The sequence below is a fragment of the Paraburkholderia flagellata genome, assembly GCF_021390645.1.
Classification (GTDB): Bacteria; Pseudomonadota; Gammaproteobacteria; order Burkholderiales; family Burkholderiaceae; genus Paraburkholderia; species Paraburkholderia flagellata.
The window spans coordinates 503,194-527,731 of record NZ_JAJEJT010000002.1 but is presented as its reverse complement, the minus strand read 5'-3'; the positions used below and the strand labels follow the sequence as shown (position 1 = coordinate 527,731).

At 65.7% G+C, this 24,538-nt stretch carries 23 protein-coding genes; 18 read left to right on the top strand and 5 right to left on the bottom strand.

From position 1 onward, the window contains the following. Positions 1–73: 73 nt before the first annotated feature. Together L0U83_RS16780 and kch are read left to right on the top strand one after the other, a co-directional pair. Positions 74–967, top strand: coding sequence for a mechanosensitive ion channel family protein (locus L0U83_RS16780; protein ID WP_233884809.1), 894 nt, complete (start codon positions 74–76; stop codon positions 965–967). Further along, the gene (gene kch / locus L0U83_RS16775; RefSeq protein WP_233884808.1) at positions 964–2,145 is read left to right on the top strand and encodes a voltage-gated potassium channel protein; all 1,182 of its coding nucleotides are present in this window, start codon (positions 964–966) and stop codon (positions 2,143–2,145) included. The genes L0U83_RS16780 and kch overlap by 4 nt, the downstream gene beginning before the upstream one ends. A 6-nt stretch (positions 2,146–2,151) precedes the next feature. Here kch and L0U83_RS16770 read toward each other — a convergent pair whose 3' ends face one another. After that, a complete protein-coding gene (locus tag L0U83_RS16770; RefSeq protein WP_233884806.1) occupies positions 2,152–2,733 on the bottom strand; it encodes a putative glycolipid-binding domain-containing protein in 582 nt (193 codons plus the stop codon). A gap of 181 nt (positions 2,734–2,914) precedes the next feature. Between L0U83_RS16770 and L0U83_RS16765 the strand changes: the two genes are divergently transcribed. The 7 genes from L0U83_RS16765 to L0U83_RS16735 all read left to right on the top strand — a co-directional run bounded on the left by L0U83_RS16765 (position 2,915) and on the right by L0U83_RS16735 (position 8,763). Further along, on the top strand, positions 2,915–3,868 hold the full coding sequence (locus L0U83_RS16765) for an urea transporter (RefSeq protein ID WP_233884805.1): 954 nt from the start codon (positions 2,915–2,917) through the stop codon (positions 3,866–3,868). A 10-nt stretch (positions 3,869–3,878) separates the two neighbouring features. Then, on the top strand, positions 3,879–4,655 hold the full coding sequence (locus tag L0U83_RS16760; protein ID WP_233884804.1) for a class II aldolase/adducin family protein: 777 nt from the start codon (positions 3,879–3,881) through the stop codon (positions 4,653–4,655). A 44-nt stretch (positions 4,656–4,699) separates the two neighbouring features. Further along, positions 4,700–4,888, top strand: coding sequence for a 4-oxalocrotonate tautomerase (locus tag L0U83_RS16755; RefSeq protein ID WP_028205614.1), 189 nt, complete (start codon positions 4,700–4,702; stop codon positions 4,886–4,888). A gap of 398 nt (positions 4,889–5,286) precedes the next feature. Continuing rightward, positions 5,287–6,726, top strand: a complete 1,440-nt coding sequence (locus L0U83_RS16750; RefSeq protein WP_233884803.1) for a cytochrome ubiquinol oxidase subunit I — start codon at positions 5,287–5,289, stop codon at positions 6,724–6,726. A 36-nt stretch (positions 6,727–6,762) separates the two neighbouring features. Further along, complete coding sequence (gene cydB / locus L0U83_RS16745) at positions 6,763–7,767, top strand: cytochrome d ubiquinol oxidase subunit II (protein ID WP_201698696.1); 1,005 nt, start codon at positions 6,763–6,765, stop codon at positions 7,765–7,767. Next, on the top strand, positions 7,742–7,897 hold the full coding sequence (locus L0U83_RS16740) for a hypothetical protein (protein WP_233884802.1): 156 nt from the start codon (positions 7,742–7,744) through the stop codon (positions 7,895–7,897). The genes cydB and L0U83_RS16740 overlap by 26 nt, the downstream gene beginning before the upstream one ends. Before the next feature lie 86 nt (positions 7,898–7,983). Further along, on the top strand, positions 7,984–8,763 hold the full coding sequence (locus L0U83_RS16735; RefSeq protein WP_233884799.1) for a hypothetical protein: 780 nt from the start codon (positions 7,984–7,986) through the stop codon (positions 8,761–8,763). Positions 8,764–8,780: 17 nt separating this feature from the next. Here the strand turns inward: L0U83_RS16735 and L0U83_RS16730 are convergent, their stop codons facing one another. Both L0U83_RS16730 and L0U83_RS16725 read right to left on the bottom strand, forming a co-directional pair. Then, positions 8,781–9,485 (bottom strand): methyltransferase family protein, encoded by a 705-nt coding sequence (locus L0U83_RS16730; protein ID WP_233884796.1) that lies wholly within the window; start codon positions 9,483–9,485, stop codon positions 8,781–8,783. Between the two features lie 48 nt (positions 9,486–9,533). Beyond that, complete coding sequence (locus L0U83_RS16725) at positions 9,534–10,394, bottom strand: arylamine N-acetyltransferase family protein (RefSeq protein ID WP_233884795.1); 861 nt, start codon at positions 10,392–10,394, stop codon at positions 9,534–9,536. Positions 10,395–10,714: 320 nt separating this feature from the next. Between L0U83_RS16725 and L0U83_RS16720 the strand changes: the two genes are divergently transcribed. The 6 genes from L0U83_RS16720 to L0U83_RS16695 all read left to right on the top strand — a co-directional run bounded on the left by L0U83_RS16720 (position 10,715) and on the right by L0U83_RS16695 (position 18,624). Further along, positions 10,715–12,229 carry a carbohydrate porin gene (locus L0U83_RS16720; protein WP_233884794.1) on the top strand — a complete coding sequence of 505 codons (1,515 nt, stop codon included), beginning with the start codon at positions 10,715–10,717 and terminating at the stop codon, positions 12,227–12,229. A 94-nt stretch (positions 12,230–12,323) separates the two neighbouring features. After that, complete coding sequence (locus tag L0U83_RS16715; protein ID WP_233884792.1) at positions 12,324–13,484, top strand: NHL repeat-containing protein; 1,161 nt, start codon at positions 12,324–12,326, stop codon at positions 13,482–13,484. A 2-nt stretch (positions 13,485–13,486) separates the two neighbouring features. Next, positions 13,487–14,794 (top strand): iron uptake transporter deferrochelatase/peroxidase subunit, encoded by a 1,308-nt coding sequence (gene efeB, locus L0U83_RS16710; protein WP_233884791.1) that lies wholly within the window; start codon positions 13,487–13,489, stop codon positions 14,792–14,794. A gap of 42 nt (positions 14,795–14,836) precedes the next feature. Continuing rightward, positions 14,837–15,856, top strand: coding sequence for an iron ABC transporter substrate-binding protein (locus L0U83_RS16705; RefSeq protein WP_233884790.1), 1,020 nt, complete (start codon positions 14,837–14,839; stop codon positions 15,854–15,856). Positions 15,857–15,911: 55 nt separating this feature from the next. Further along, positions 15,912–17,555, top strand: coding sequence for an ABC transporter permease (locus tag L0U83_RS16700; RefSeq protein WP_233886542.1), 1,644 nt, complete (start codon positions 15,912–15,914; stop codon positions 17,553–17,555). A 19-nt stretch (positions 17,556–17,574) separates the two neighbouring features. Further along, positions 17,575–18,624, top strand: coding sequence for an ABC transporter ATP-binding protein (locus tag L0U83_RS16695; RefSeq protein WP_233884788.1), 1,050 nt, complete (start codon positions 17,575–17,577; stop codon positions 18,622–18,624). Here L0U83_RS16695 and L0U83_RS16690 read toward each other — a convergent pair. Beyond that, positions 18,612–19,481, bottom strand: a complete 870-nt coding sequence (locus L0U83_RS16690) for a LysR family transcriptional regulator (RefSeq protein WP_233886541.1) — start codon at positions 19,479–19,481, stop codon at positions 18,612–18,614. The two genes, L0U83_RS16695 and L0U83_RS16690, sit on opposite strands and share 13 nt — an antisense overlap. Before the next feature lie 142 nt (positions 19,482–19,623). On the opposite strand from L0U83_RS16690, the gene L0U83_RS16685 reads away from it, so the two are divergent. Next, complete coding sequence (locus tag L0U83_RS16685; protein ID WP_233884787.1) at positions 19,624–20,550, top strand: DMT family transporter; 927 nt, start codon at positions 19,624–19,626, stop codon at positions 20,548–20,550. A gap of 21 nt (positions 20,551–20,571) precedes the next feature. Here the strand turns inward: L0U83_RS16685 and L0U83_RS16680 are convergent, their stop codons facing one another. Then, positions 20,572–21,873: an MFS transporter gene (locus L0U83_RS16680; protein ID WP_233884786.1), complete on the bottom strand. Its 1,302-nt coding sequence runs from the start codon at positions 21,871–21,873 to the stop codon at positions 20,572–20,574. Positions 21,874–22,088: 215 nt separating this feature from the next. Here L0U83_RS16680 and L0U83_RS16675 point away from each other — a divergent pair, with 215 nt between their 5' ends. Together L0U83_RS16675 and mdcA are read left to right on the top strand one after the other, a co-directional pair. Next, positions 22,089–22,880 carry a GntR family transcriptional regulator gene (locus tag L0U83_RS16675; RefSeq protein WP_233884785.1) on the top strand — a complete coding sequence of 264 codons (792 nt, stop codon included), beginning with the start codon at positions 22,089–22,091 and terminating at the stop codon, positions 22,878–22,880. Next, positions 22,864–24,537 (top strand): malonate decarboxylase subunit alpha, encoded by a 1,674-nt coding sequence (gene mdcA / locus L0U83_RS16670; RefSeq protein ID WP_233884781.1) that lies wholly within the window; start codon positions 22,864–22,866, stop codon positions 24,535–24,537. The genes L0U83_RS16675 and mdcA overlap by 17 nt, the downstream gene beginning before the upstream one ends. Position 24,538 lies beyond the last annotated feature (1 nt).

Genomic DNA, 24,538 nt, shown 5'->3' with positions numbered 1-24,538 from the left:
AACGCCGCTCGTACAATACGTCCTTTCGCAACGGAGCCAGACCCAAGGCTCTGAAGACAAGGACTGATTCACCATGCAACCCCTCCTCGAACACCTGCACCCGGCCAACTGGGGCTTCCTGTGGGACGCGCTCTCCGCGCTCGCGCTGCGCTTGTGCGCAGCTTTCGCGATCCTCTGGTTCGGCTGGTGGCTCTCCCGGCGCGTAGGCAACTGGATCAAGCGGCGCGGCAGCGGCATCGACCCCACGCTGCGCCCCATCGTGCGCGACACGGCCGTGTGGGGCGTGCGTCTCGTCGCGGTGATCGGCGCGCTCTCTCAAATCGGCATCCAGACTGCCAGCATCGTCGCGGTGCTCGGCGCGGCGGGTCTCGCCATCGGTCTCGCGTTGCAGGGCACGCTGCAGAACATCGCGGCCGGCATCATGCTGTTGCTGCTGCGGCCGTTCAAGGTGGGCGACTATATCGACGGCGGCGTCGGCGCAACCGTCGCGGGTACCGTCGAGGAAGTGAACCTCTTCACCACGCGTCTCACGAAGCCCGACGGCATCTGCGAATATGTGCCGAACAGCGCGCTGTGGAGCAATTCGATCCGCAACTACAGCCGCAATCCCACCCGCCGGCTCGACCTCGAAGTGGAAGTGTCGGTGCGCGACGACGTGAACCGCGCGATCGACGTATTGCGTACGCTCGCCGCGGCCGACGCGCGCGTGCTGGCCTCGCCCGCGCCACAAGTGATGGTGTCGCGTTTCGACGACAGCATCGCCGTGCTCAACGTGCGCGTGTGGGCGAACATCGACACGTTCTGGGACATGCGCTGGGAGCTTTCGCGCAAGGTGCGCCAGTCGCTCAATGACGCGCATTGCTCGCTGCCCCTGCGCACTCGCGAGTTGCACATCGTGCAGACGCAGCCGGCAGAACCGGATCATCCGCCACCACCGACACAATCGACACAGCAAGCACAGCAATGAACGCCTACGCGCGCCGCCTGCGCCGCTACGCCAGAGGGCTCGTGCCGCACGGTTACCTGGCCTTGCTGCTGGTGCTCGACGGCCTGCTGCTGGTGCGCCCGGTCGCGCAGAAAGCGCTCGAACACGCGCGCGGCAACTGGTTCGACGACTGGATCGCGCTCATCAACGCGTTCGGCGTGCTCGCGCTTCCCCAGGCGCTGGTCGCCACCGGCCTCACGATGATGTCGTTCGGCATCGCGCTGCGCGCGCGCGTGGCGTGGATGCTCTCACTGGTCCTGCTCGCCGGCGCGGTCGGCATCTGCCTGTGGGGCGACTATCGCAGCCACGCGCTTGCAGCCTTCTCGCTCGTACTCGCCTGCGCGCTCATCTACTACTGGCGCCGCTTCGACCGCGCGAGCGTCGCCGCGGGCTCCTTGTTCGCATTCCTGAGCATTGGCTCGTTGGTCGTCTACGCGGTGTTCGGCTCGCTGTATCTCGGCGACAACTTTGCGCCGCCCATTCGCAACCTCGTCACGGCGTTCTACTTCTCGATCGTGTCGATGTCCACGGTCGGCTACGGCGATATCGTCCCGCATACGGACACCGCGCGGCTTTTCACGGCTTCGATCATCGTGCTCGGGATCACCGTGTTCGCGACTTCGATCAGCGCCGTGATCGGGCCCGTGATTGGCGGGCATTTGAAACGCATCGTCAAGGGAGGCATTTCCAACGTGACCCGCAAGAACCACTATCTGATCGTCGGCGCCTCGCCGCTCGCGCATAGCGTGTATGCGGGACTCATCAAGCGCGGCTACACGACGACCGTGATCGTCGCGCCCAATACGCCGCACAACTATCCAGCCGAGGCCGACCTCATCGTCGGCGATGCGAGCGATACCGCCACGCTGCACAATGCGGGCGCCGAAACCGCACTCGCCGCGCTCGCGCTGCGCTCCGACGACGCCGAGAACGCCTTCGTGATTCTCGCGATCAAGGAGATCGCGCCGAAGGTGCGTACTGTGGCGCTCGTGAACGACAGCCGCAACTTGCAGCGGTTGCGCCTCTTGCAGCCCGACATGGTGTTTTCGCCGCAACTGCTCGCAGGCGAACTGCTCGCGCGCACGCTCAACAACGAGACCATCGACAACACGCTGATCGAACAATTGCTGTTCGGCAAGAGCGCGGGCGGCGCGGCGTAGGTCGTATTACCGCTCCGGCAGCGGCAGGCGCCGGAATAACGTGGGGTAGTCGATCACGAGCCCATCTTCGTCCACGCGCAGATTCGCAGTGAAATCGCGGAAGATGCCCTCGTAGCGATACTCGCGGTCGCGTTCGATGCACACGTACGCCTGCTCGACAGGCTTGGGTTCCAGCTCAGGCGCGGCGATGTACGCCACGCGGATCGGCTGACGCTCACCGCGCGCAAGGCCTAGACGCCGGATTGGCAGTGTGTTCGTGAACGGTGTCGCGGCGATGTCGATGTCGATGCAGCCGTCAAGCGCCTGCAGTGCGTGCCCTTCCCCGTCGGTCCAGTGACCCTTGCCGTCGCTGTGGAGCACGAGCGAGCGCCCGCCCATCACGCGAAACGCCGCCCAACGCACGCGCCACTGCGCGTCGCACTCGATGGCATAGCACAGGCCATACGATTTGCCGTAGCGCTCGCCAACGATCACACTTTCCGCGCGGATCGTGTCGCCTTTTTCCCCAAATTTCGGGCCGCAATGCGCATCGAACGCCAGATGCTCGATGCCCTCGCCCGTCTCGGATGCCCAACGCACTTCCCGCATCGTTCGCCTCCACAAAGATCAAGGTAACCGCCGTGTGCGTATCGTAACGCGGCGGCAAATAGCGACTATCAACCTACGCGCATGCGCGAGGCGGGCTGCATCACCTATGCTTGCACTCTGGCCGCCCGTGCGCTTCGCACCGGGGCCACACTCGTCCGTATCCGCACGCCACGCCTTCGCCATGTCCGCCCGATTATCCGCCGCTTGCGGCACCGCTGCCGATACCGCCGCGGGTCCCGCACTGCCCGCGCTGTTGCGCAGCTTCGGCCAGATCGTGCTGCAGGCGCACGCGGGAACGGGCGCGTGCGTGCTCGCGGCGCTCGCGCTCACCAACTGGCGGCTGGCTCTCGCCGCGTTGCTCGGCGCAGCCGCGGCCAACGTCTGCGCGCTCGTGGCGGGCCACGCGCAAACCGCGATCCGCGACGGCCTCGCGGGCTACAACGGCGCGCTCGCCGCGCTCGCGGCGTTCACCTTCGTTGGTGACTCGGGCACGGCGGCCGCGCTTGCGCTCATTGCGGGCGGCGCGAGCGCGTGGATCGCCGGGCCGTTGGACCGCTGGCTCGCTCGCGCGCGACTCGGCCTGTATTCCGCGCCCTGCCTCATCGCGACCTGGATCTGGATGCCGCTGCATCCGGGTAGCGAACCCGTAGCGACCACGATCGCCGTTGCACCGCTCGCCGCGCACGGATCGCCGCTCGCGACCGCAGCACACGCCGCGGCTGGCGTGTTGAGCGGCCTCGCGCAAACCACGTTCGCGTCGGGCGCGGCGGCGGGCGTGTGCGTGCTCGCCGGCCTCGCCTGGTCGTCGCGGCGCGCGGCCGCTTATGCGCTCGGCGGCGCGGCGCTTGCCAGCGCGCTCGAACTCGCCTGCGGCGCAAGCCCGGACGCCTTCGGCGCGGGCCTCGCGGGATTCAACGGCGCGCTTGCCGCGCTCGCGGTCTGCACGCTCGGCACGCGTGCCGCGTTCTGTGCGACCATGCTCGCCGCGGCCCTGCATCTAGCCGCCGTGCGCTGCGGACTGCCCGCACTGACCGCGCCGTTCGTGCTGGCAAGCTGGAGCGTGCACGTGTCGGCGCGACGCCTGCGCGCGCTATCCGCATCATCCACGCCGTCTGAAGAGCCCTCCGTCCGCTGAAGGAATCGCCATGTCTTTCGCCCATCGCCCGACGAGCACCTGCGCCGAGACCGCGCCGCGCTCCGCCGCCGAGCAGCAACTGCGCGTCGATCTCGCCGCCGCTTACCGCCTCATCGCAGTCAATGGCTGGGACGACCTCATCTACACGCACGTTTCCGCCGCCGTGCCCGAGGAACCTGGCCGCTTCCTCATCAATCCGTTCGGCCTCGCCTTCGACGAAGTGCGCGCCTCGAACCTCGTGAAGATCGACACCGAAGGCCGCATCGTCGGCGCCAGCGAGCACCCGGTGAACGCCACCGGTTTCGCGTTGCACGCGGCCGTGCATCTCGCGCGGCCCGACGCGGTGTGCGTGATGCATCTGCACAATACGGCGGGCATTGCAGTGTCGATCCAGCGCGACGGCCTTTTGCCGGCCTCCCAGCACGCGCTGCGCTTTTACGGCCAGCTTGCGTGGCACGACTACGAAGGCCTCGCCTTCACGCCTGCCGAAGGCACGCGCCTCACCGCGAGCCTCGGCGCGCACCCGGCCATGCTGCTGCGCAATCACGGCACGCTCACCACTGGCCGCACGGTGGCCGAAGCCTACGTGCTGATGGCGACGCTCATCAAGGCCTGCGAAATCCAGTTGCAGGCACAGGCCGGCGGCGTGCCGCTCGTCTTGCCGCCGCCCGAGGTGGCCGAACGCACGGCCGAGCAGTTGCGCGACGGCGGCGCGATCGAAGGCGTACTCGAATGGCCGGCGCTGCTGCGCAAGCTCGATCGCATCGATTCGTCATACCGCGACTAATCACGCCAATTCCATTGCATCACCGACTTTTCAAGGAGACCCGCATGCCGACATTCCACATCGAAATGTTCGAAGGCCGCAGCGTCGAACAAAAGCGCCAGCTCGCCGCGGCACTGACCGAAACCACCTGCAAGGTGCTCGGTGTCGAGCCACAATCCGTCGACATCATCTTTCACGACGTCAAGCCGGAAAACTGGGCGACGGCCGGCAAGCTGTGGAGCGATCCGCGCTGACGCCCTCATTTCCATCGCAATCCTTATCATTTCCGCCTGGCGTCGCACGCACCGCTCGCGCCGCCAGGCGCGCCTGAATCATCCCCGCACGATTTCTTACGCCGCACCCCGAGGCGCATTGCCGCACCCCGTGCGGCTGCGCGGTGTATTGACGCAGCGCCATACCCCTCGCACATCCCGCCTGCGCAACGAGCGTTTAATCTAAATTGATTTTTATCAATGCGTTAGCGCATGTTCTCGTCTCGTTGAGATTGACGACTGCGACACGCTGGCGCACGTCGCAGCGCAGCAAAACCACCGCCGTTCCCCTACGCTTACGTCCATCGCACGCAACCGCAGCGCCCCCACTGTGGTGCAGTGCGCAGTTTTCCCCCGGTACGCAAGCAACAGGCACGCACATGCACACGTCACTATCCGCCTTCGACCTGGCCCGACTGCAGTTCGCCTTCACCGTCTCGTTTCACATCGTCTTTCCGGCGCTCTCCATCGGCCTGGCCAGTTTCATCGCCGTGCTCGAAGCCTGCTGGCTCAAAACACGTCAGCCGTTCTACAAGGACCTCTGCCTCTTCTGGTCGAAAGTCTTCGCCGTGGCCTTCGGCATGGGCGTCGTGTCCGGCGTCGTCATGAGCTATGAGTTCGGCACCAACTGGTCGGGCTTTTCGTCGTTCGCGGGCCCCATCACCGGGCCGCTGCTCATGTACGAAGTCATGACCGCGTTCTTTCTCGAAGCGGGCTTTCTCGGCATCATGCTGTTCGGCTGGAACCGCGTGAGCCCGCGCGCCCACTTCGGCGCGACGCTGATGGTCGCCATCGGCACGCTCATCTCGACGTTCTGGATCCTCGCCTCGAATAGCTGGATGCAGACGCCGCAAGGCTTCAAGATCGTCGACGGCCACGTCGTGCCGGTCGACTGGTTCAAGATTATTTTCAACCCATCGTTCCCGTACCGGCTCGCGCACATGGCGATCGCCGCGTTCATCGTGGCTGCGCTCGTGGTGGCCGCGAGCGGCGCCTGGCATTTGCTCAAGGGGCGGCGCGACCCCGCCATCAAGAAGATGTTTTCGATGGCGCTCGGCCTCCTGCTCGTGCTCGCGCCCGTGCAAGCCTTTGTGGGCGACGCGCACGGCCTGAACACGCGCGAATATCAGCCCGCCAAGATCGCCGCGATCGAAGGCATTTGGGACACCGAACAAGGTGGCACCGCGCTCAATCTGTTCGGCATCCCCGACATGCAGGCCGAGACCACACGCTACGCTGTTTCCATCCCGCACCTGGGAAGCCTGATCCTCACGCATAGCTGGGACGGCGAGATCAAGGGGCTCAAGTCCTTTCCCGCTGACGAGCGGCCCAATTCGCCGCTGCTGTTCTGGAGCTTTCGCGTCATGGTCGGATTAGGCCTCCTGATGATTCTGCTCGGCGTGATGGGCTGGGTGCTGCGCCGCCGCGGCACGCTCTACGAATCGCGCGGTTTCCAGCGCTTCGTGCTCGCCATGGGACCGACGGGCTTCATCACGCTGCTCGCGGGCTGGGTCACGACCGAAGCCGGCCGCCAGCCCTGGGTGGTCTACGGCGTGATGCGCACGGCGCAAGCCGTGTCGCCCCTCACGGCGCAACAGGTCGGCGTTTCGCTGATGGCGTTCGTGGCCGTGTACTTCCTCGTGTTCGGCACGGGCATTTACTACCTGCTCAAGCTGCTGCGCAAAGGTCCTGCGCTGCCCGACTCCCGGCCACATTCGCCCCGCGAGCCGCGTGAACCGCGCATGGCTCACCCTGCGCTCACCGTGAGTCAGACCGCACGCCGCCCCATGTCCGCCGCCGATCAGCTGATCGACGCCTGAGACTTCCACATTCATCGTTACGAGGCTAGCAAGCAAATGGATGTCACCGTCATCTGGGCAGCGATCATCGCGCTCGGCGTTCTTCTCTACGTGGTGCTGGACGGATTCGATCTCGGCATCGGCATCGTGTTTCCGCTCTTTCCCGACGAGGAAGAGCGCGATCTCATGATGAACACCGTCGCCCCCGTGTGGGACGGCAACGAGACCTGGCTCGTGCTCGGCGGCGCGGGGCTTTTCGCCGTGTTCCCCATCGTGTACTCGACTGTGCTTTCCGCGCTCTATCTGCCGCTCGTGTTCATGCTCGCGTGCCTGATCTTCCGCGGCGTGTCGTTCGAGATTCGCGCCAAGGCCAATCGCACGAAGCATCTGTGGGATCTCGCGTTCATCGGCGGCTCGACGGGTGCCGCGTTCTTCCAGGGCGTCGCACTCGGCGCTTTCCTGCAAGGCATTCCTATGGACGGCGGACAGTTCGCCGGCGACGCCTTCGGCTGGCTCACGCCATTCAGCCTGCTCTCGGGCTTCGGGCTCGTCGCGACCTACGCGTTGCTCGGCTGTTGCTGGCTCGTCGCGAAGACCGAGGGCGACCTGCAGCGACGCCTGCGCAAGCTCGTCTGGCCGCTCACGGTCATGCTGCTCGGCTTCATCGCGCTCGTGAGCCTGTGGACGCCGCTGCAGGATCCGGCGATTGCCGAGCGCTGGTTCCGTTCGGGCCTCTTCTGGCGTCTCGCGCCGGTGCCGCTGCTCGTGCTCGCCTGCGCCGCGTGGATGCGCTGGGCAGTGCATGCGCGCCATCACAAGACGCCCTTCATCGCGGCCATCGGACTCGTGCTGCTCGGCTACGCAGGCCTGCTCGTGAGCCTGTGGCCCTACGCGATTCCGCAGGGCCTCACGCTCTGGGAAGCGGCCGCGCCGCGCGAGAGCCAGATGTTCACGCTCGCGGGCGCAGCGTTCATTCTGCCGATCATTCTCGCCTACACGATGCTCGGTTACTGGGTCTTTAGAGGCAAGGTGCGTCATGGCGACACCCATCACTACCACTAACGCTGCGCGCCGCGCGCTGCCCGGCTGGCTCTGGTTCGTACTCCTCTGGTGTGCGGGCGTGGGTGCGGCCGTGTCGCTCGGCTTCGCGTTCAAGGTTTTCATGAACCTGACGCTGTTCGCCGTGAAGTAATTGGCAGATGCGGATTTGCACAAGCGCGCTCGGTTTCACGGCGCCGCGTTAGACTGTAGGCTCTCTGTCAACCGTCTGAAACGTTCATGCAACAGATGACCTTCATGGAATGCGTCAAGCGCGCCTGGGCGAGCGCCTGGCAGGCCGCCGTGCAAATGCCGTTTCTCGTCGTGGGGACTTTCGCGATCTACGCGGCGCTCGGGTGGTTCGGGCTCGCCGGGCGCCCCATGCCGGCCGAAGGCGCGGCGCCCTCGGCCGGACTCATTGTGCTCGGCAATCTCGCCTCGCTCCTGAATTCACTTCTCTACCTCTGGTTCACGCTCAAGATTTCGCGCTTCGTGCTGCTAGGCGAGCGCAGCGCGCCGCTCATGCCGGCCGGGGCCAGGCCGTTCCTGCGTATTTTCGCGGTCGGCCTTATTCTGGCCATCGCGCTCGGCGCGTTCGCGCTCGTGCTGTGGGTCGTGCTGCGGCCTCAGTACCAGGGCGGCGCGGCGTTCCTCTTTCTCGTGGTCCTTGCGATCTGGATGTTCGTGGCAGTGCGCCTGTCACTGCTCTTTCCGGCGCTTGCAATCGGCAGTCCGATCGCCTTCGGCGCCGCATGGCGCGACAGCCGCGGGCATTTCTGGAGCCTCTTTGGCGTCACTTTCGTCGCCGCGCTGCCCATTGCCGTGTGCGGCCTCTTCGTGCTCATCGGCATGGGCCTCGCGGGCGTCTCGCCTGAAATCGTGCGGCAGCCGGGTTGGCTCACCGCGCTCGCCATTGGCCAAAGCATCGGCAATATCGTGTTCGCGCTGCTCACCACCACGGCGCTCGCCTGGCTATATCGCCGCTACGCGCAAGCGCTGACGTCGCCCGCCACGCGCTAGTCTCGCACTACCTGGCATTACCATATGCCCGGCACGAAGCGATAACGCACGCGCGCCAGATACTCGCGGTAGCCGGGCAAATGCTCCGCGAGCGTTTGCTCTTCACGTACCGCACGATAGCCGATCCCAACGATCATGAAGGGCACGCACGCCAGCCCCCACCACGAACCGAGCATGAGCGGCGTGCCGGCGAGAAAGAGCAGCGCGAAACCATACATCGGGTGACGCACGTAAGCATACGGGCCAGTGTCACTGACCGTATGCCCGCGTTCGCTCTGAATCTTCACGACGGGCGCCGCAAAGCGGTTCGCCGCGAAGACCGCGCGCGTCGCGTAGATATCGACAAAGATGAAAACGGCGCCGAGCACGCTGAGCCACAACGGCACACGCGACCAGCCCATGCGCACGGCGTCGATGCCCATCAGGCACAGCCACGCGCAAAATCCCACCGACACGCACAGCATGAACACGCGGTCCCACGGCTGTTGCGTGCGTTGCGCGAAAGGCGCGAGCCGCTCGACAAGGAGGCCCGGATCCTCGCGCCCGAGCCACCGGCCGATCCACACGCCGCATAGTGCCCACTCGATGAGCCAGAGCCACGCCGCCGTCCAGGCCAGCGTGCCCGCCGAAACGAACAGCAGCACGCCCATCAATCCGAACCAGACCACGACTTGCACGAACAGCTTCGCCATTAGCGCTTTCGTCATTTTCAGCTCAGTCATGATGTCCTCCTTGCGCGCGGGCGAAAGTGCCGTTTCGCGCGCTTGCTGCTATGCGCTGCGCGAAGTCATGCGCGCATAGAGCGCATCTGCGTCGATACGTTGCGTCGCTTCGCCGCGCGCGAGATCGATGCCGAAGCGTTCGCGCAGACACAGCGCGAGTTCCTCTCCATTAGCGATCGTACGCTCCTCGCTCACCTGCCCTTGCGCGTCGCGCTCGGTAAATCGATCGTTGAACAGAATCGCGCGGCCGCCTTCGCGCGCCATGCATGCGATCAGGCTGAACGTGAAGAACGAATCCGGCGACGCCGACGTGTACCAGTTCGCCACTTCGTAATCGACCCACTCCGCAGGCGTCAACTCGAAGCGATAGACGTCGAACCACTTCTCGCAGTCGTTGAGTTCGAGCTTGCGCTCATTCGCTGAAAGCGTCACGAGCCGCGCCGGTTCGTGCGGCGTTTGTTGTTCCGCCTCACTCGAAAGCAGCAGCGGTGCGCACAGCGTCGCGCCGCCGAAACCCACGTCCGCGATCCACGAATCGCCCTCGGCCTCCACGCGCAGCAGCATATGCGTGCGCGGCGTGCGCGCACCTGGCGGCTGGCCGAACAGCACGCGCGCGGAAAGCGGTGTCACGGAAAAGCCCAGTTGCATGAGCACATGCGCGAACAAGGTGTTGTGCTCGAAGCAGTAGCCGCCGCGATGCTGCGCCACGAGTTTCTCGACGATGTCCGGCAACTTGACCGACACGCGCCGCCCGGCGAGCGGATCGAGATTCTCGAACGGTATGGCAAGCGGATGAAGACGATGCAGTTCGCGCAGCACAGCGAGCGTCGCTGCTCGCCGACCGCTGTAGCCGATGCGCGCGAAGTACGGGTCGAGATCGAGTTCGTAGCCAGGGGACATGTCGGTCATGGAGCGAGTTTGGTTTGAAGCTTGAGCGGTGAACGTGCGTTCATGCCCGTGATGATAAGCGACTTCATTCGCCTGACTAATTCGTCGAAAGCTGACTTTCTGTAATGCGCAAAGACGAAAAAGACAGGTATTCGTAAGTAATCCGATGACGCCACGTAAAACAAGCGTAAAACAGTTGCGAATCATTCTCGTTTTTGTTGACGCTCGCATTCGCTGTTAGTACGATGGCGCCGTCTGGAGATGTCGGGTATTCAGCGGCTTGCGAATAACAAACGCCAACGCGATCAATCAAGCAATCATTTCAATAAGTAAGGAATACGATGGAATCCACCCGAACCGCCCGCGTGCCCGCGCTGGCCGGCTCGCGCTGCGCGGCGCCAGGCCGCCCGGGACGTCGGCGTGCACCGGCGTTGCGTGCAATTGCCGTGCTTGCCGCAAGCGCGACACTCGCATGCAGCGCAGCGCGCGCGCAGAGCAGCGCGAACCCCGACGCCGCCCCTGAAGCACCGGAAGCCGATCTCGCCATTCAGGCGCAGCCGTCGAACTTCTGGACCGGCATCTGGACGCGCCAGAACCTGCTCGGTGACATGGGCGGACTGCGGCCGTGGCTCGGCAAATACGGTGTGACATTCCAGCTCACGGAAACGAGCGAGTACCTTGCGAATCTGCGCGGTGGTCTCAGGACGGGCGGCGCGTACGACGGCCTCACGACGGCGACGGTCCAGGTCGACACGAGCAAGGCGCTCGGCATTCCGGGCGGCCTCTTCAACGTGAGCGCCCTGCAGATCCACGGCACCAACCTGAGCACGTCGAACCTCGGCACGCTGAACACGGCAAGCGGCATCGAAGCGACGCCGACCACGCGCCTGTGGGAGCTGTGGTACCAGCAATCGTTCTTCGACAAGCGCCTCGATGTGAAGATCGGTCAGCAGAGTCTCGACCAGGAATTCATCGTGAGCCAGTACGGCACGCTGTTCATCAACACGATGTTCGGCTGGCCCGCACTGCCTTCGTACGATATGCCCTCGGGCGGCCCCGCCTATCCGCTCGCGGGTCTCGGCGTGCGCGTGCGCGGACAGATCGCACCTTCGTTGACCGCGCTCGCGGGTGTGTTCGCAGGCGACCCGCTCGGTAACGATCCGAGCAACCTTAGTGGTACGAACTTCAATCTGCACAACGGCACGTTGTGGATCGGCGAACTGCAATACGCCATCAACCAGCCGTCCGAAGGCGAGCTTGTCAGCGCAGACAATCACGGACTGCCCGGCACCTACAAGCTGGGCTTCTGGTACAACAACAACCCGTTCGCCGACCAGCGCTTCGACAACACGGGCCTTTCGCTCGCTAATCCGAACTCGACTGGCATTCCGGCGCAGCACCAGGGCAACTACAGCTTCTATGCGGTCGCGGACCAGATGATCTGGCGTCCCGACCCGGACGAGCCGCGCAGCATCGGCGTATTCGCACGCGTGATGGGCGCGCCCGGCGACCGCAATCTCGTGAGCCTCGCGGCCAACGTCGGCATTGTGATGAAGGCGCCATTCAAGGGCCGCGACAACGACAGCGTGGGCCTCGCCGCCACCTACATCAAGGTCGGCAACAACGTGCACAACCTCGACCTCGACCAGCAGATGTTCACCGGCGGTCCTTACGGCGTGCGCACGCAGGAAACGACGCTCGAAGCGACCTATCAGTATCAGGTCACGCCGTGGTGGATTCTTCAGGCCGATGCGCAATACACGTTCAACGCGGGCGCGGGCCAGAATCCGCAGGACCCGACTGCGCCGTTGCGCAACACGTTCGTGGTGGGTGTGCGGACGAACATCACGTTCTAAGCCCAACGAAGCGCAACCGCCCTATGTTCAACCCCAAGTCCTCGCGTTTTCCCACCCGCACGCGCTGCGGCCGCGCGAGGCACGGAGATTCAGTATGAAACACGCTACGCGCACGTTCCTGCAATGCACGGTCCACGCGGCCCGCTCCGCGCTCGCGCTGGCCGCCGCAGCGGCGCTCGCCGGTGCGCCGCTCGCGGCCCACGCCGACCCGCAGGGCCTGCTCGAGACCGTCAAGCACCACACCACGCTCATCAACACCGTGCCCGACAACGGCGACCAGAACCCGTATGCGATCTTCGTCGCGCCGGTTTCTTCCGGCACGGTGAAAGAAGGCGACGTGCTGGTGGACAACTTCAACAACTCGGCCAATCTGCAGGGCACCGGCAGCACCATCGTCGACTATCACCCCGACACGAAGCAGATGACGCTGTTCGCGACGATTCCGCGCGATCTCAAGGAGTGCCCGGGCGGTGTGGGCCTTTCGACCGCGATGACGATGCTCAAGTCGGGCTGGGTCATCGTGGGGAGCACGCCGAGCAACGACGGCACGACCGGCACCAAGGGCGCGGGTTGCATGATCGTGCTCGACAACGGCGGCAAGATTGCAAAGGTCATCAGCAGTCCGAACATCAATGACCCGTGGGGCAATATGGCGGTGGTCGACAACGGCGACCACGCCACGCTGTTCGTGAGCAACGCGGGCTTCGGCGTCGGTGGCGCGGACGGCAATCCGCCCGTGTTCAAGCAGGCCACGGTCCTGCGCCTCGACCTCGACATCCCGAGCGGCCAGGCGCCGGTCGTGAAGAGCGAAACCGTGGTGGCGAGCGGCTTCGGCGCGCAGGCGGACAAGGGCGTGTTTCTCGTCGGCCCGACCGGCCTTGCGCTTTCGGCGGACAACAAGTTGCTTTATGTGTCCGATGCGATCGGCAACCGCATCAACGTGATCGAAGACCCGCTCACGCGCGACACGAGCGCGGGCGTGGGCCGCCAGCTCACCGCCGACGGCCTGCTGCACCGCCCGCTCGCCATGATTGCCACGCCGCAGGGCCACCTGCTCGTGACGAATGCCTTGAACGGCCAGGTCGTCGAGATCGACCCGGCCGCGGCAAAGCAGCTCTACGCGCGCTGGATCGATACCGACAAGGCGCAAACGCCTCCGGGCAACGGCGACCTCTTCGGCATCGCGCTGACCCCGGCGGGCGACGGCTTCTACTACGTGGAAGACGATGTGAACACTCTCGTGCTGGCTAAATAATCATGTCCTCCGACGATACTCCCAACAACCCATCGCGCCCCGCGCGGCGCGGCTTCCTGAAGGCCGGTGCCGCGCTCGGCGCGAGCCTGGGCGCAGGCGCGGCCACGAGCGGCCTCGCCCAGGCCGCCGAGGCAAAGCATCACGCCATGCCCGCCGATCCGATGCTCGCGGTGGAGCCGTTCTACGGCGAGCATCAGGGCGGCATCGTGACGCCGCAGCAGGCGCACACGTATGTCGCGGCCTTCGACCTCACGACGACCTCGCGCGACGACGTCATCAATCTGCTGCGCAAGTGGACCGAGTCCGCAGCGCGCATGAGCCAGGCGCAACCGGCGGCCTCGCTCGACGGCACCGGCGACGACCACCCCGCGCCCGATTCCGGCGACGTGCTGGGCCTCGGCCCGGCCGGTCTCACGGTCACCTTCGGTTTTGGCCCCGGCTTGTTCACGTCGCAGGACAAGGACCGCTACGGTCTCGCGCACAAGCGCCCCGCTGCGCTCGTCGATCTGCCGCGCTTCAACGGCGACCAGCTGATCGCGCAAAAGACCGGTGGCGATCTCTTCGTGCAGGCGTGCGCCAACGACGCGCAAGTCGCCTTCCACGCCGTGCGCCAGCTCGCGCGCCAGGGCTATGGAATCCTGACGATGCGCTGGGGCCAGGCGGGCTTTCTCTCGGGCCCGCGCGCGCAAACGCCGCGCAACCTCATGGGCTTCAAGGACGGCACGAACAACCCGCCGACCACGGACCCGAAGGCGATGAACCAGTTCGTCTGGGCGACCGCCGCCGACGCGCCGTGGATGCAGGGCGGCACCTATACGGTGGTGCGCCGCATCCGCATCACGCTGGAGCACTGGGACCAGATGGAACTGGGCTTCCAGGAGCAGGTGTTCGGCCGCCACAAGTACAGTGGCGCGCCCATCGGCCAGAAGAAGGAGTTCGACAACGTCGATCTCGACGCGCAGGACAAGGACGGCAATCCGCTGATTCCCGAGAACTCGCACGTGCGGCTCTCGAACCGCGCGTCGAACAACGGCGCGCAGATCCTGCGCCGCTCGTACTCGTACAACGACAGCACGGACTTCTATATCGAGCGCTGGCCGCCGTGGCGCCAGGAAACGGAATACGACGCGGGTCTCATCTTCGTCGCTCACCAGGGCGACCCGCGCACGGGCTTCATTCCGATCAACGAGCGCCTCGCGAAGTTCGACATGATGAACCAGTTCACGACGCACGTGGGCAGCGCGATTTTCGCGTGCCCGCCCGGCGCGAAAGCGGGCTCGTTCATCGGCGCGGAGCTGTTCAGCGCTTGAGATCGCTTGAATTCATTCGATAACAACGGACAACGAAGCAATATGAAAACTTCCATGATGCGTGCGCCGCTGCGCGCCGCCGCCCTCTCGCTCGCACTGGCAGGCATGCTGCCGCTCGCCGCGCACGCCGCCTCGATCACGCTCTACAACGCACAGCACGAGCAGGTCGTGAATCAGCTTGCGAAGGACTTCGCGCAACAGACGGGCATCGACGTGAAGATCCGCAGCGGCGAAGGTCCGGCGCTCGCGGCGCAGCTCGTCGCCGAAGGCGAGAAGACGCCCGCCGACGTTTACTTCACCGAGAACTCGCCGGAATTGATGCTGCTGGAGGAAAAGGGCCTGCTCGCCCCCGTCCAGCAAGCGACGCTCGCAACCGTGCCCGCACGGTTTAACTCGCCGCAAGCACAATGGGTGGGCGTGACCGCGCGCGAGAACGTGCTCGTGTACAACACGGCCAAGGTGCAGCCCGCGCAATTGCCGAAATCGATTTTCGATCTGGCGAAGCCCGAATGGAAAGGCAAGGTCGGTATCGCGCCGAGCGACGCCGACTTCCTGCCGCTCGTCGATGCCGTGCTCGCCGTGAAGGGCGAAGCGGCAACGCTCGAATGGCTCAAGGGTCTGAAGACCAACGCGCAGATCTTCGACGACGACGAAGGCGTGGTCGCGGCCGTGAATCGCGGCGCAGTCGCCACCGGTATCATCAACAACTACTACTGGGACCGCCTGCACGCCGAACTCGGCGACAAGAAAACGCAAAGTGCCGTCGCGCACTTCGCCGATGGTGACGTGGGCGCGCTCGTCAACGTTTCTGGTGCCGCCGTGTTGAAGTCCGCGCACAATGTGGACGGTGCGCAGAAGTTCCTCGCCTACCTCGTGAGCGAGCGCGCGCAGAAACTGATGGCGCAGGACCATATCAGCTACGAGTACCCGCTGCGGCCCGGCGTGGCGAGCGATCCCATCAACAAGCCGTTCGACCAGCTGAAGCCGCCCGCGCTGACCATCCAGCAACTCGGCGACGACAGCCAGGCGGGCAAGCTGCTGCGCCAGGCTGGCCTGCTGTAATCCGTATGGAGTTCGAAGCAAGATCGTGAGCGAAGCAGTGACGACGGCGCAAGCCGTGCCCGAGTCTCATCAAGTGGATGTCGCGGCGGACCCGCCCCAAGCCGCGCGGCGGCGTGCGCCGCGCGCGCTTTTCGCCGCCGCCGCGCTCGGCCCGCTGCTGGTGCTGCTGCCGCTCGCGCTGACATTCTGGCGCGCGTTGTCTTTTGGGCTGGCCGACGCCGCCGAACTGATCTTCCGGCCGCTGGTTGGCGAGTTGCTCGTCAACACGCTCTCGATCACCGTTTCGGCCACGCTCGCCTGCGCCGTGCTCGGCACTGCGGTGGCGTGGCTCGTCGAGCGCACCGACGTACCGGTGCGGCGCGCGTGGGCACTCCTCGCCGCCGCACCGCTCGCGATGCCCGCGTTCGTCACAAGCTACGCGTGGGTCTCGCTGAGCCTCGATTTGCAGGACTTTCTCGGCGCGTTCATCGTCATCACGACAGCTTATTTCCCGCTCGTCTACCTGCCCGTGGCCGCCGCGCTGCGCGGCCTCGACCCCGCGCTCGAAGAGTCTGCGCGAGCGCTGGGCTGCAACCGGTGGGCCGTTTTCGTGCGTGTCGTGCTGCCGCAGTTGCGGCCTGCTCTGTTCGGCTCGATGCTGCTCGTCGCGCTCGGCGTGCTCTCCGAATTCGGCGCGTTCACGCTGCTGCGCTTTCGCACGTTTACCACCGAGATTTACGCGGAATACCGCACGAGTTTCGATGGCGGCGGCGCCTCGCTGCTGGCCTGCGTGCTGATCCTTCTGTGCCTCGTGTGTCTCGTGCTCGAGTTCCGCGTGCGCGGGCGCTCGCGCTACGAGCGCGTGGATCGCGGCGCGCGGCGCGCGAGCGTGCGCCATGCGCTCGGTCGCTGGCGCTGGCCCGTTGCGGCGGGTTTCGTCGCACTCAATGTGGCGACGCTCGGCGTACCGCTCGCGATGATCGGCTACTGGCTCACGCAACCCGGCGCGGCCGCGATCACGCCCGCCGATGTCTCGCCGGAGTTGCTGGTATCGACCACGTTCGCCTCGCTGCGCCTCGGCCTCACCGCCGCGTTGTTCACCGTACTCCTCGCGCTGCCGCTTGCGTATCTGCTTGCGCGCTATCCCGGCCGCGCCGCCACATTTCTCGAACGCACGGCCTTCATCGCGCAGGGCGTGCCCAGTCTCGTCATCGCGCTTGCCATCGTCTCGCTCGCTGTGCGCGCGCTCGAACCGCTCTATCAGGGCACCACGCTGCTGATTGCCGCGTACGCGATCCTCTGTCTGCCCCTTGCGCTCGTGAGCGTGCGCGCGGCGCTCATGCAAGCGCAGCAGCGCCTCGAAGATACGGCGCGCGCACTTGGCCTCGGCTGGTTCGCAACGCTGCGTCGCGTCGTGCTGCCGCTCGCGGGTCCCGGCCTTGGCGCCGCGGCTTCGATGGTGTTCATCTCGGTGGTCACCGAACTCAACGCCACCCTGCTGCTCGCGCCGATCGGCACGCACACGCTCGCCACGCAGGTCTGGACCGACACCTCGACGCTCGCCTTCGCGGCCGCCGCGCCCTATGCCGCCCTGCTCACCGCCCTTTCGCTCGCCGCCTCCGGCCTGCTGTTCGCGTTTGCAGGCCGCTCCGCGCTCGCGGGGCATGCGTCCGTGAACATGTCGGTCGATACGGCCAACGCGCCGTCCGACGACGCCTGAGCCTTACTGAGCCTCGACCATGAGCACACTTCGCATTTCCGGCCTGCAAAAGGCCTTCGACGGCCATCCGGTTCTGCACGGCATCGACCTTTCCGTGCGTTCGGGTTCGCTCGTCGCGTTGCTCGGGCCTTCGGGCAGCGGCAAGACCACGCTGCTGCGCGTGCTGTGCGGCTTCGAGCGCGCCGACGCCGGCACCATCGAAATCGACGGCCGCCGCGTGGCCGGCGAGCGGCTGCATCTGCCCACCGAGCAGCGTCATATCGGCTATGTGCCTCAGGAAGGCGCGCTCTTTCCGCACCTCACGGTCGCCGAGAACATCGTGTTCGGCCTGCCGCGTGCGCAGCGCCGCGCACGTCATCGCGTGGCCGAATTGCTCGAACTCGTCGGTCTTCCGGAATCCTATGCATCTCGCGCACCGCAGCAACTTTCGGGCGGCCAGCAGCAGCGCGTGGCGCTCGCTCGCGCACTCGCGCCCTCGCCCGGGCTCGTGATGCTCGACGAGCCGTTCTCGTCGCTCGACGCCGCGCTGCGCGTCGAAACGCGCGAAGCCGTGGCGCGCGCGCTTGCCGCCGCCGGCGCGACCGCCGTGCTCGTCACTCACGACCAGGCCGAGGCGCTCTCGCTCGGCCACGAGGTCGCCGTGCTGTGGCGCGGAAAACTGCTGCAAAGCGGGCCGCCGCAAATGCTTTATCGCCGCCCGGCCACGCGCGAACTCGCGGCCTTCATCGGCGAGGCGGTGCTGCTGCCCGGTACGGTGGACAACGGGCGAGCGCATTGCGCGCTCGGCGCGCTGCCGATCCAGCAAGACCAGCATGCCGCAGAAGGCGCCGTGGACGTGATGCTGCGCCCCGAGCAAATCGACGTGCTGCCCGAAACCGTCCAACGCGACGGCACGCTGGAAGCGGTGGTGCGCGGCATCACCTTCCAGGGTCAGGATGCTGCGCTCACGCTGCAACTGATCGATGCGCACGCAACGGTTCGTGCGCGCGTGCCGGGCTATCGCACGCCGCGCGAAGGCGAGCGCGTGCGGCTCGCGGTGGGCGGCGAAGTGAGCGTCTACCCGCGCTGACGCGGCACCGAAAGGTCCTGCACCATCTGCTGCGCGAGGTAGTCGCAAGTCGGGCGATTCGATTTAACGCTGCGCGCCACGACGATCTCCAGCGGTTCGATCTTCGGCAGACCCTGCGCCTCGCCGAGGATCGCGAATCGCGACGGCACGCTGCAACGCGTCAGCGCGACGATCGCGATGCCCGCCTCCACCGTCGCCGTCAACCCCATCAAACTCGCGCTGCTATACGCGGCGCGGTAGCGGATGTGCGCGGCATCGAGCGCCGCCACCGTGTGTGCGCGCGCCACGCTGCCATGCTCATAGAGCCCCACCGGCAGCGGCGACATGGCGAGCGGCGCGGGGTCGGTGGCGGACCCCACCCACACCATATCCTCGGCCCGCACGAACTCGCCGCGCATCTTGCTGTCACGCGTGACGAACGCGATGTCGATCTTGTTGTCCGCCAGCATCGGCCCGAGCGCTACGCTCTGCGCACAGACGATCTCGATCTCCACATGCGGATAGAGGGTCGAAAATCGCCGCAACACCGGCGAAAGCAGCGACGCCATGTAGTCGTCGGGCGCGCCGAGCACGACGCGCCCCGTCACCTCGGGCCGCACCAGCGCCGCCCACGCCTCCTCCTGCAAATCGAGCGCGCGCCGCGCATATTCGAGCAGCGTGTTGCCAGGCCGCGTGAGCGCGAGATTGCGCGTGTCGCGCGTGAACAGCGTGGTGCCGAGCATCTGCTCGAGCCGCTTGATCTGCATGCTCACGGCCGCCTGCGAGCGATGCACCGACACGGCGGCCTTCGTGAAGCTGCCGGCGTCCGCCACGGCGGCGAAGGTGCGCAGCAAATCGATATCGAATTCGGGGTTCATACACGGGGCGGCCGCGAGTGCACGGGCGGCCATTCATAAGCTGCATTGATGGAATTCTTCAATTTAATTCGTTTGCTCACGCCCTGCAACTGGCGAATACTGAACGTGTCCCCAACCCACTTTCGATTTCTCCGCTCCGGCCATGCAATCCGAACATCACGGCAACCGCCAGCAAGGCGTCCTCATGCTCGCGGGCGGCGGCCTCCTGATGGGCACGATCGGCGTGTTCGTCGAAGAGGCGCGCCTCGGCGCGCTCACGCTCGTGTTCTTCCGCTGCTTTTTCGGCATGCTCGCGCTCGCCGCGTACTGCGCGTACAAGGGCTGGCTCTCGCCGCGGCAGTTCACGCGCCGCACGCTCACGCTCGCGCTCATCTCGGGCGCGCTGATGGTCACGCAATGGGTGGCCTTCTTCGACGCGATCCATCGCACGAGCATTGCCGTTTCAACGGTCGTGTTCCACGTCCAGCCGTTCTGGGTCGTGCTGATGGGTGCGGCGCTCTTTCACGAGCGCCTCGGCGCCGATCGGCTGGGCTGGATCGGCATCGCATTCGTGGGGCTCGTACTCGCTTCCGGTGTGCTCGCGGAAACCCATGTGGCCGACCGCACAAGCTACATGATCGGCATTGGCGAGTCACTGGGCGGCTCGGTGCTCTATGCGAGCGTCACGCTCATCGCCAAGAGCCTGCGTAACTTTCGCCCGCATCTGCTGACGCTGACGCAATGCGTGGTGGGTTCGATCTGCCTGCCGCTCATCGCGCCGTTTTTCGCGCCGCTCGAACTGGTGCACATTTCGGCCACACAATGGGGCTGGCTCGTCGGCATGGGTGTGCTGCACACGGGGCTTTCATACGTGCTGATCTACGGCGCGCTGCCGATGCTGACCACGCCCGTGATCGCCGTGCTGTTGTTCGTGTATCCGCTCACCGCGATCGCCGTCGATGCGATCGTCTACGGTCGCGCGCTGAGCGTGCCGCAGCTTGCGGGCATGGCGCTGATCGTGGCGGCGAGCCTCGGCGTCAATCTCGGCTGGCGCCTGTTGCCGCCGAGGCTCGTGAAGGTGCGGCGCTAGTCAACGCGCCGCATAGGGCACTCAGGAAGGCAGCGTCTGGCCCTTCGTTTCCGGCGCAAACGGAATGATCAAGAGTCCTAGAACGAAGGCCAGCGCCGTGAGTGCAACCGGCACGCCAAGCGTGTGCATACGCAGCACGGCCGCGCCAAGCAGGAAGTTCACGCCCGCGCCCACGAAGCGGCCAAACGACGTGCAGAACGCGAACGCCGTAGCGCGCACGCGCGTTTCGAACTGCTCAGGCAGCCAGAGGCTGAAGAGCGCAAAGTTGCCGCCAAAGAAGCCCAGCACGAAGAGCAGCGCGATGAACGGCACGAGTCCGTTCTCCAGGTAGAACGCCCAGCCGAAGCTCGCCGCAATCGTCACGGCCATGCCCGCGAAATAGACGGCGAGCGTCCATCTGCGACCGATGCGCTCGGCCATGGGCGGCAACGCGAGGCAACCCAGGATCGTTCCGATCGACAGGATGCCCGTGGCAATCGAAGCCGTGCGGATCGCCTCGGCCTTGTTCGCACCCGCCTTCGTAGCAAGCTGGATCACGGCGGACGGTTCATACACCGCGCCTGCCCACAAGCCGATGATCGCAATGGTCAGCAAAGCGCACGCAACCACGGTGCGCAGACGGTACACATCGCCGAAGATTTCACGCAACGGACTGCCGCGATGCACGTGGCTCGCCTCCGACTTCTGCCACTTCGCCGGCTCCTCCACACGCGTGAGCACGAGAATCGCCACCACCACCGGTACCGCGCCCGTGAGGAACATGGCCCGCCAGCCGAAGTGCACGCCGACCGTGTAATTGAGCGCGGCCGCGATGAAGAAGCCAGCGTAGTAGCCGGTCTGCAGATAGCCCGCGCCCATCTTGCGGCGGTCTTCGGGCCACGATTCGGCCACGTAAGTGCCCGCGAGCGCCCACTCCCCGCCTATGCCCACGCCCGCGAGGAAGCGAAAAATGCCGAGCGACCACACGCTCTGCGCGGTGGCCGACAGTCCCGTGAAGATCGCAAACATGAATATGGTGGCGGCCAGTACACGCGTGCGGCCGAAGCGGTCGGCGAGCGGCCCCCAGATGAACGACAGCCCCCAGCCCACGAGGAAGAGCGCGAACAGGATCGAGCCGGCAAGCCCGATGTTCGCCGCACTCGCCTCATAGCCCGAGCGCGGCAACAACTCCGTGAGCGCGGGCGTGAGCACGAGTGCGTAGATGAACGAGTCCATCCCGTCGAGCGTCCAGCCTGCCCAGGCGCCCCAGAAACCGGCGATCTGCGACCGGTTGAGCGGTGTCTTGGTGCGAGTTCGCCGCGCGGACTCGGTGATCGAATTCATGATGCTCCTCTCTCCTTTGATGCCTCGCCGGCACGCGCAGCAGGATGCGCACGCGCCGCGAAACGCGGAAATGCAGGCCGCGGCAGTGCCGGCCCTGTTCAGGAACTCCCTGTAAGCCCCCGTTTTTCTTACCCGTCTATAGTGAATCTAGTGTTTCCAAGTTGCGGGTTTTCGAGGCTTTCGCCTTGGTCGTTTTATATATAATATGTGATCTCATGAGCAACGCAACGAATGGTTTTCCCCTGGAAGGCGCAGCCGCGCCCCGCACCAGCACCTCGCGCATGATCGCCGACGCCTTGCGCAGCGCGATCGTCGAGGGCAAGCTCGCGCCCAACGCGCCGCTGCGCCAGGACGCGATCGCGCGGCATTTTTCGGTCAGCGCCATCCCCGTGCGCGAGGCGCTGCGCCAGCTCGCGAGCGAAGGCTGGGCGACGATCGAGGTGAACAAGGGCGCGAGCGTGGCCTCGCTCTCCGCCGACGAAGCGCGCGAGATCTACGAGATCCGTTCCGCACTCGAAAGCCTCGCGCTCGGCCTCGCCATTCCGAATCACACGAGCGCCACGCTGCGCGAAGTGAGTGCGCTGGCCGCCGCCGCGAAACGTGAACGCGATCCGTCGCTCTACGTCGCGCGCAACGAGGCTTTTCACATGAGCCTCTACGCGCCAGCTGGCCGACCGCAACTGATGGAGATGCTCACCGCGCTCCATCGCCGCGGCGAACGCTATCTGCGCCTGAAATTCGGCTTTCCCGAATACAAAGGTGAATCCGATAGTGAGCACACCGAAATTCTCGCCGCCGTGAAACGCGGCGACGTGCCCGTCGCGCAAAAGCTCGTGGCCGAGCACCTGCTCGGCACGGGCGAACTCATCTACCGTTTCCTGACCGAGCGCGCCGCGCCGCCGGCGGTGGCAAGCCCAGTGCCGCCTTCGGTACAGACTGCCGCCGCAAAGCCGCGTGCCGCCTCTTCCCGCTCACGGAGCCGAACTGCCGATGAAGCCTCAAGCTGATACGCCAACCTCGCCTGAACTCGCGCCGCGCTCGTGGACCACGCGCCGCGACGAAAAGGCCCGCCGCCTCGCCGCTATTTCCGGCTGGCTCGAAGACGGCGTCCTGCCCGCCTCGCGCATGACCGATGCGCTCGAACTGCTGATCCGCCCAGGTGACCGCGTCGCGCTCGAAGGTGACAACCAGAAGCAGGCCGACTTCCTCTCGCGCTCGCTGGCAAAGGCCGATCCGGCCAAGGTCAACAACGTTCATCTGCTGATTTCGAGCATCAGCCGCCCCGAGCATCTCACGCTGTTCGAACGCGGCATCGCACACAGGGTGGACTTCGCGTTTGCGGGGCCGCAGAGTCTGCGCGTGGCGCAACTGCTCGAAGACGGCCAGCTCGAAGTGGGCGCGATCCATACCTATGTCGAGCTGTATGCGCGTATGTTCGTGGACCTGATTCCCCATGTTGCGCTGCTGTGCGCCGAAAAGGCCGACCGCCACGGCAATCTCTACACCGGCCCGAACACCGAAGACACTCCGACCATCGCCGAGGCCGCCGCATTCAGCCAGGGCATCGTGATCGTTCAGGTGAACGAAATCGTCGATGAACTGCCGCGCGTGGACATTCCTGGCTCGTGGGTCGACGTGGTCGTGCAGGCCGACCGGCCGTTCGCGGTCGAGCCGCTCTTTACGCGCGATCCGCGTCACATTGGCGACCTGCAGGTGCTCACCGCGATGATGGTCATCAAGGGCATTTACGCGCCCTATGGGATCGCTGCGCTCAATCACGGCATTGGCTTCGACACCGCCGCGATCGAATTGCTGCTGCCCACGTATGGCGAGTCGCTCGGTCTCAAGGGCAAGATCTGTCGCAACTGGACGCTCAATCCGCACCCCACGCTGATTCCCGCCATCGAATCGGGCTGGGTGGAAAGCGTGCATTGCTTCGGCAGCGAAGTGGGCATGGAAGCGTATATCGCCGCGCGCCCCGACGTGTTCTTCACCGGCAGCGACGGCAGCCTGCGCTCGAACCGCGTGCTGTGCCAGCTCGCGGGGCAATATGCCGTGGATCTCTTCATCGGCTCGACACTGCAGATCGACGCGGACGCGAATTCGTCCACCGTCACGCGCGGGCGGCTCGCGGGCTTTGGCGGCGCGCCGAACATGGGCCACGATCCGCGCGGACGGCGTCATGCGAGCGAAGCGTGGCTCAAGCTGCTCAAGGACAATGGTCCCGTTTCGCGTGGCCACAAGCTCGTGGTGCAACTGGCGGAAACCTGGAAGAAAGGCGGCGAGCCGACTTTCGTGGACGAACTCGACGCCATCGCCGTGGGCCAGAAGAGCGGCATGCCCGTCGCGCCCGTCATGATCTACGGCGACGATGTGAGCCATGTCGTGACCGAAGAGGGCATTGCGCACCTGCATCGCGCAGAGGGCATCGACGAGCGCCGCGCCGCACTCGCGGCCGTCGCGGGCGTGACGCCCATCGGCCTGCGTGCGCAGCAACAGAAAACAGACGAACTGCGCCGCCGCGGCATCGTGCAGTTCCCCGAAGATCTCGGCATTTTGCGCGGCGAGGCCAAGCGCTCGCTGCTCGCGGCGCGCAGCATCGACGATCTCGTGACGTGGTCGGGCGGACTCTACACGCCGCCTGCTCGTTTCCGTAGCTGGTAAG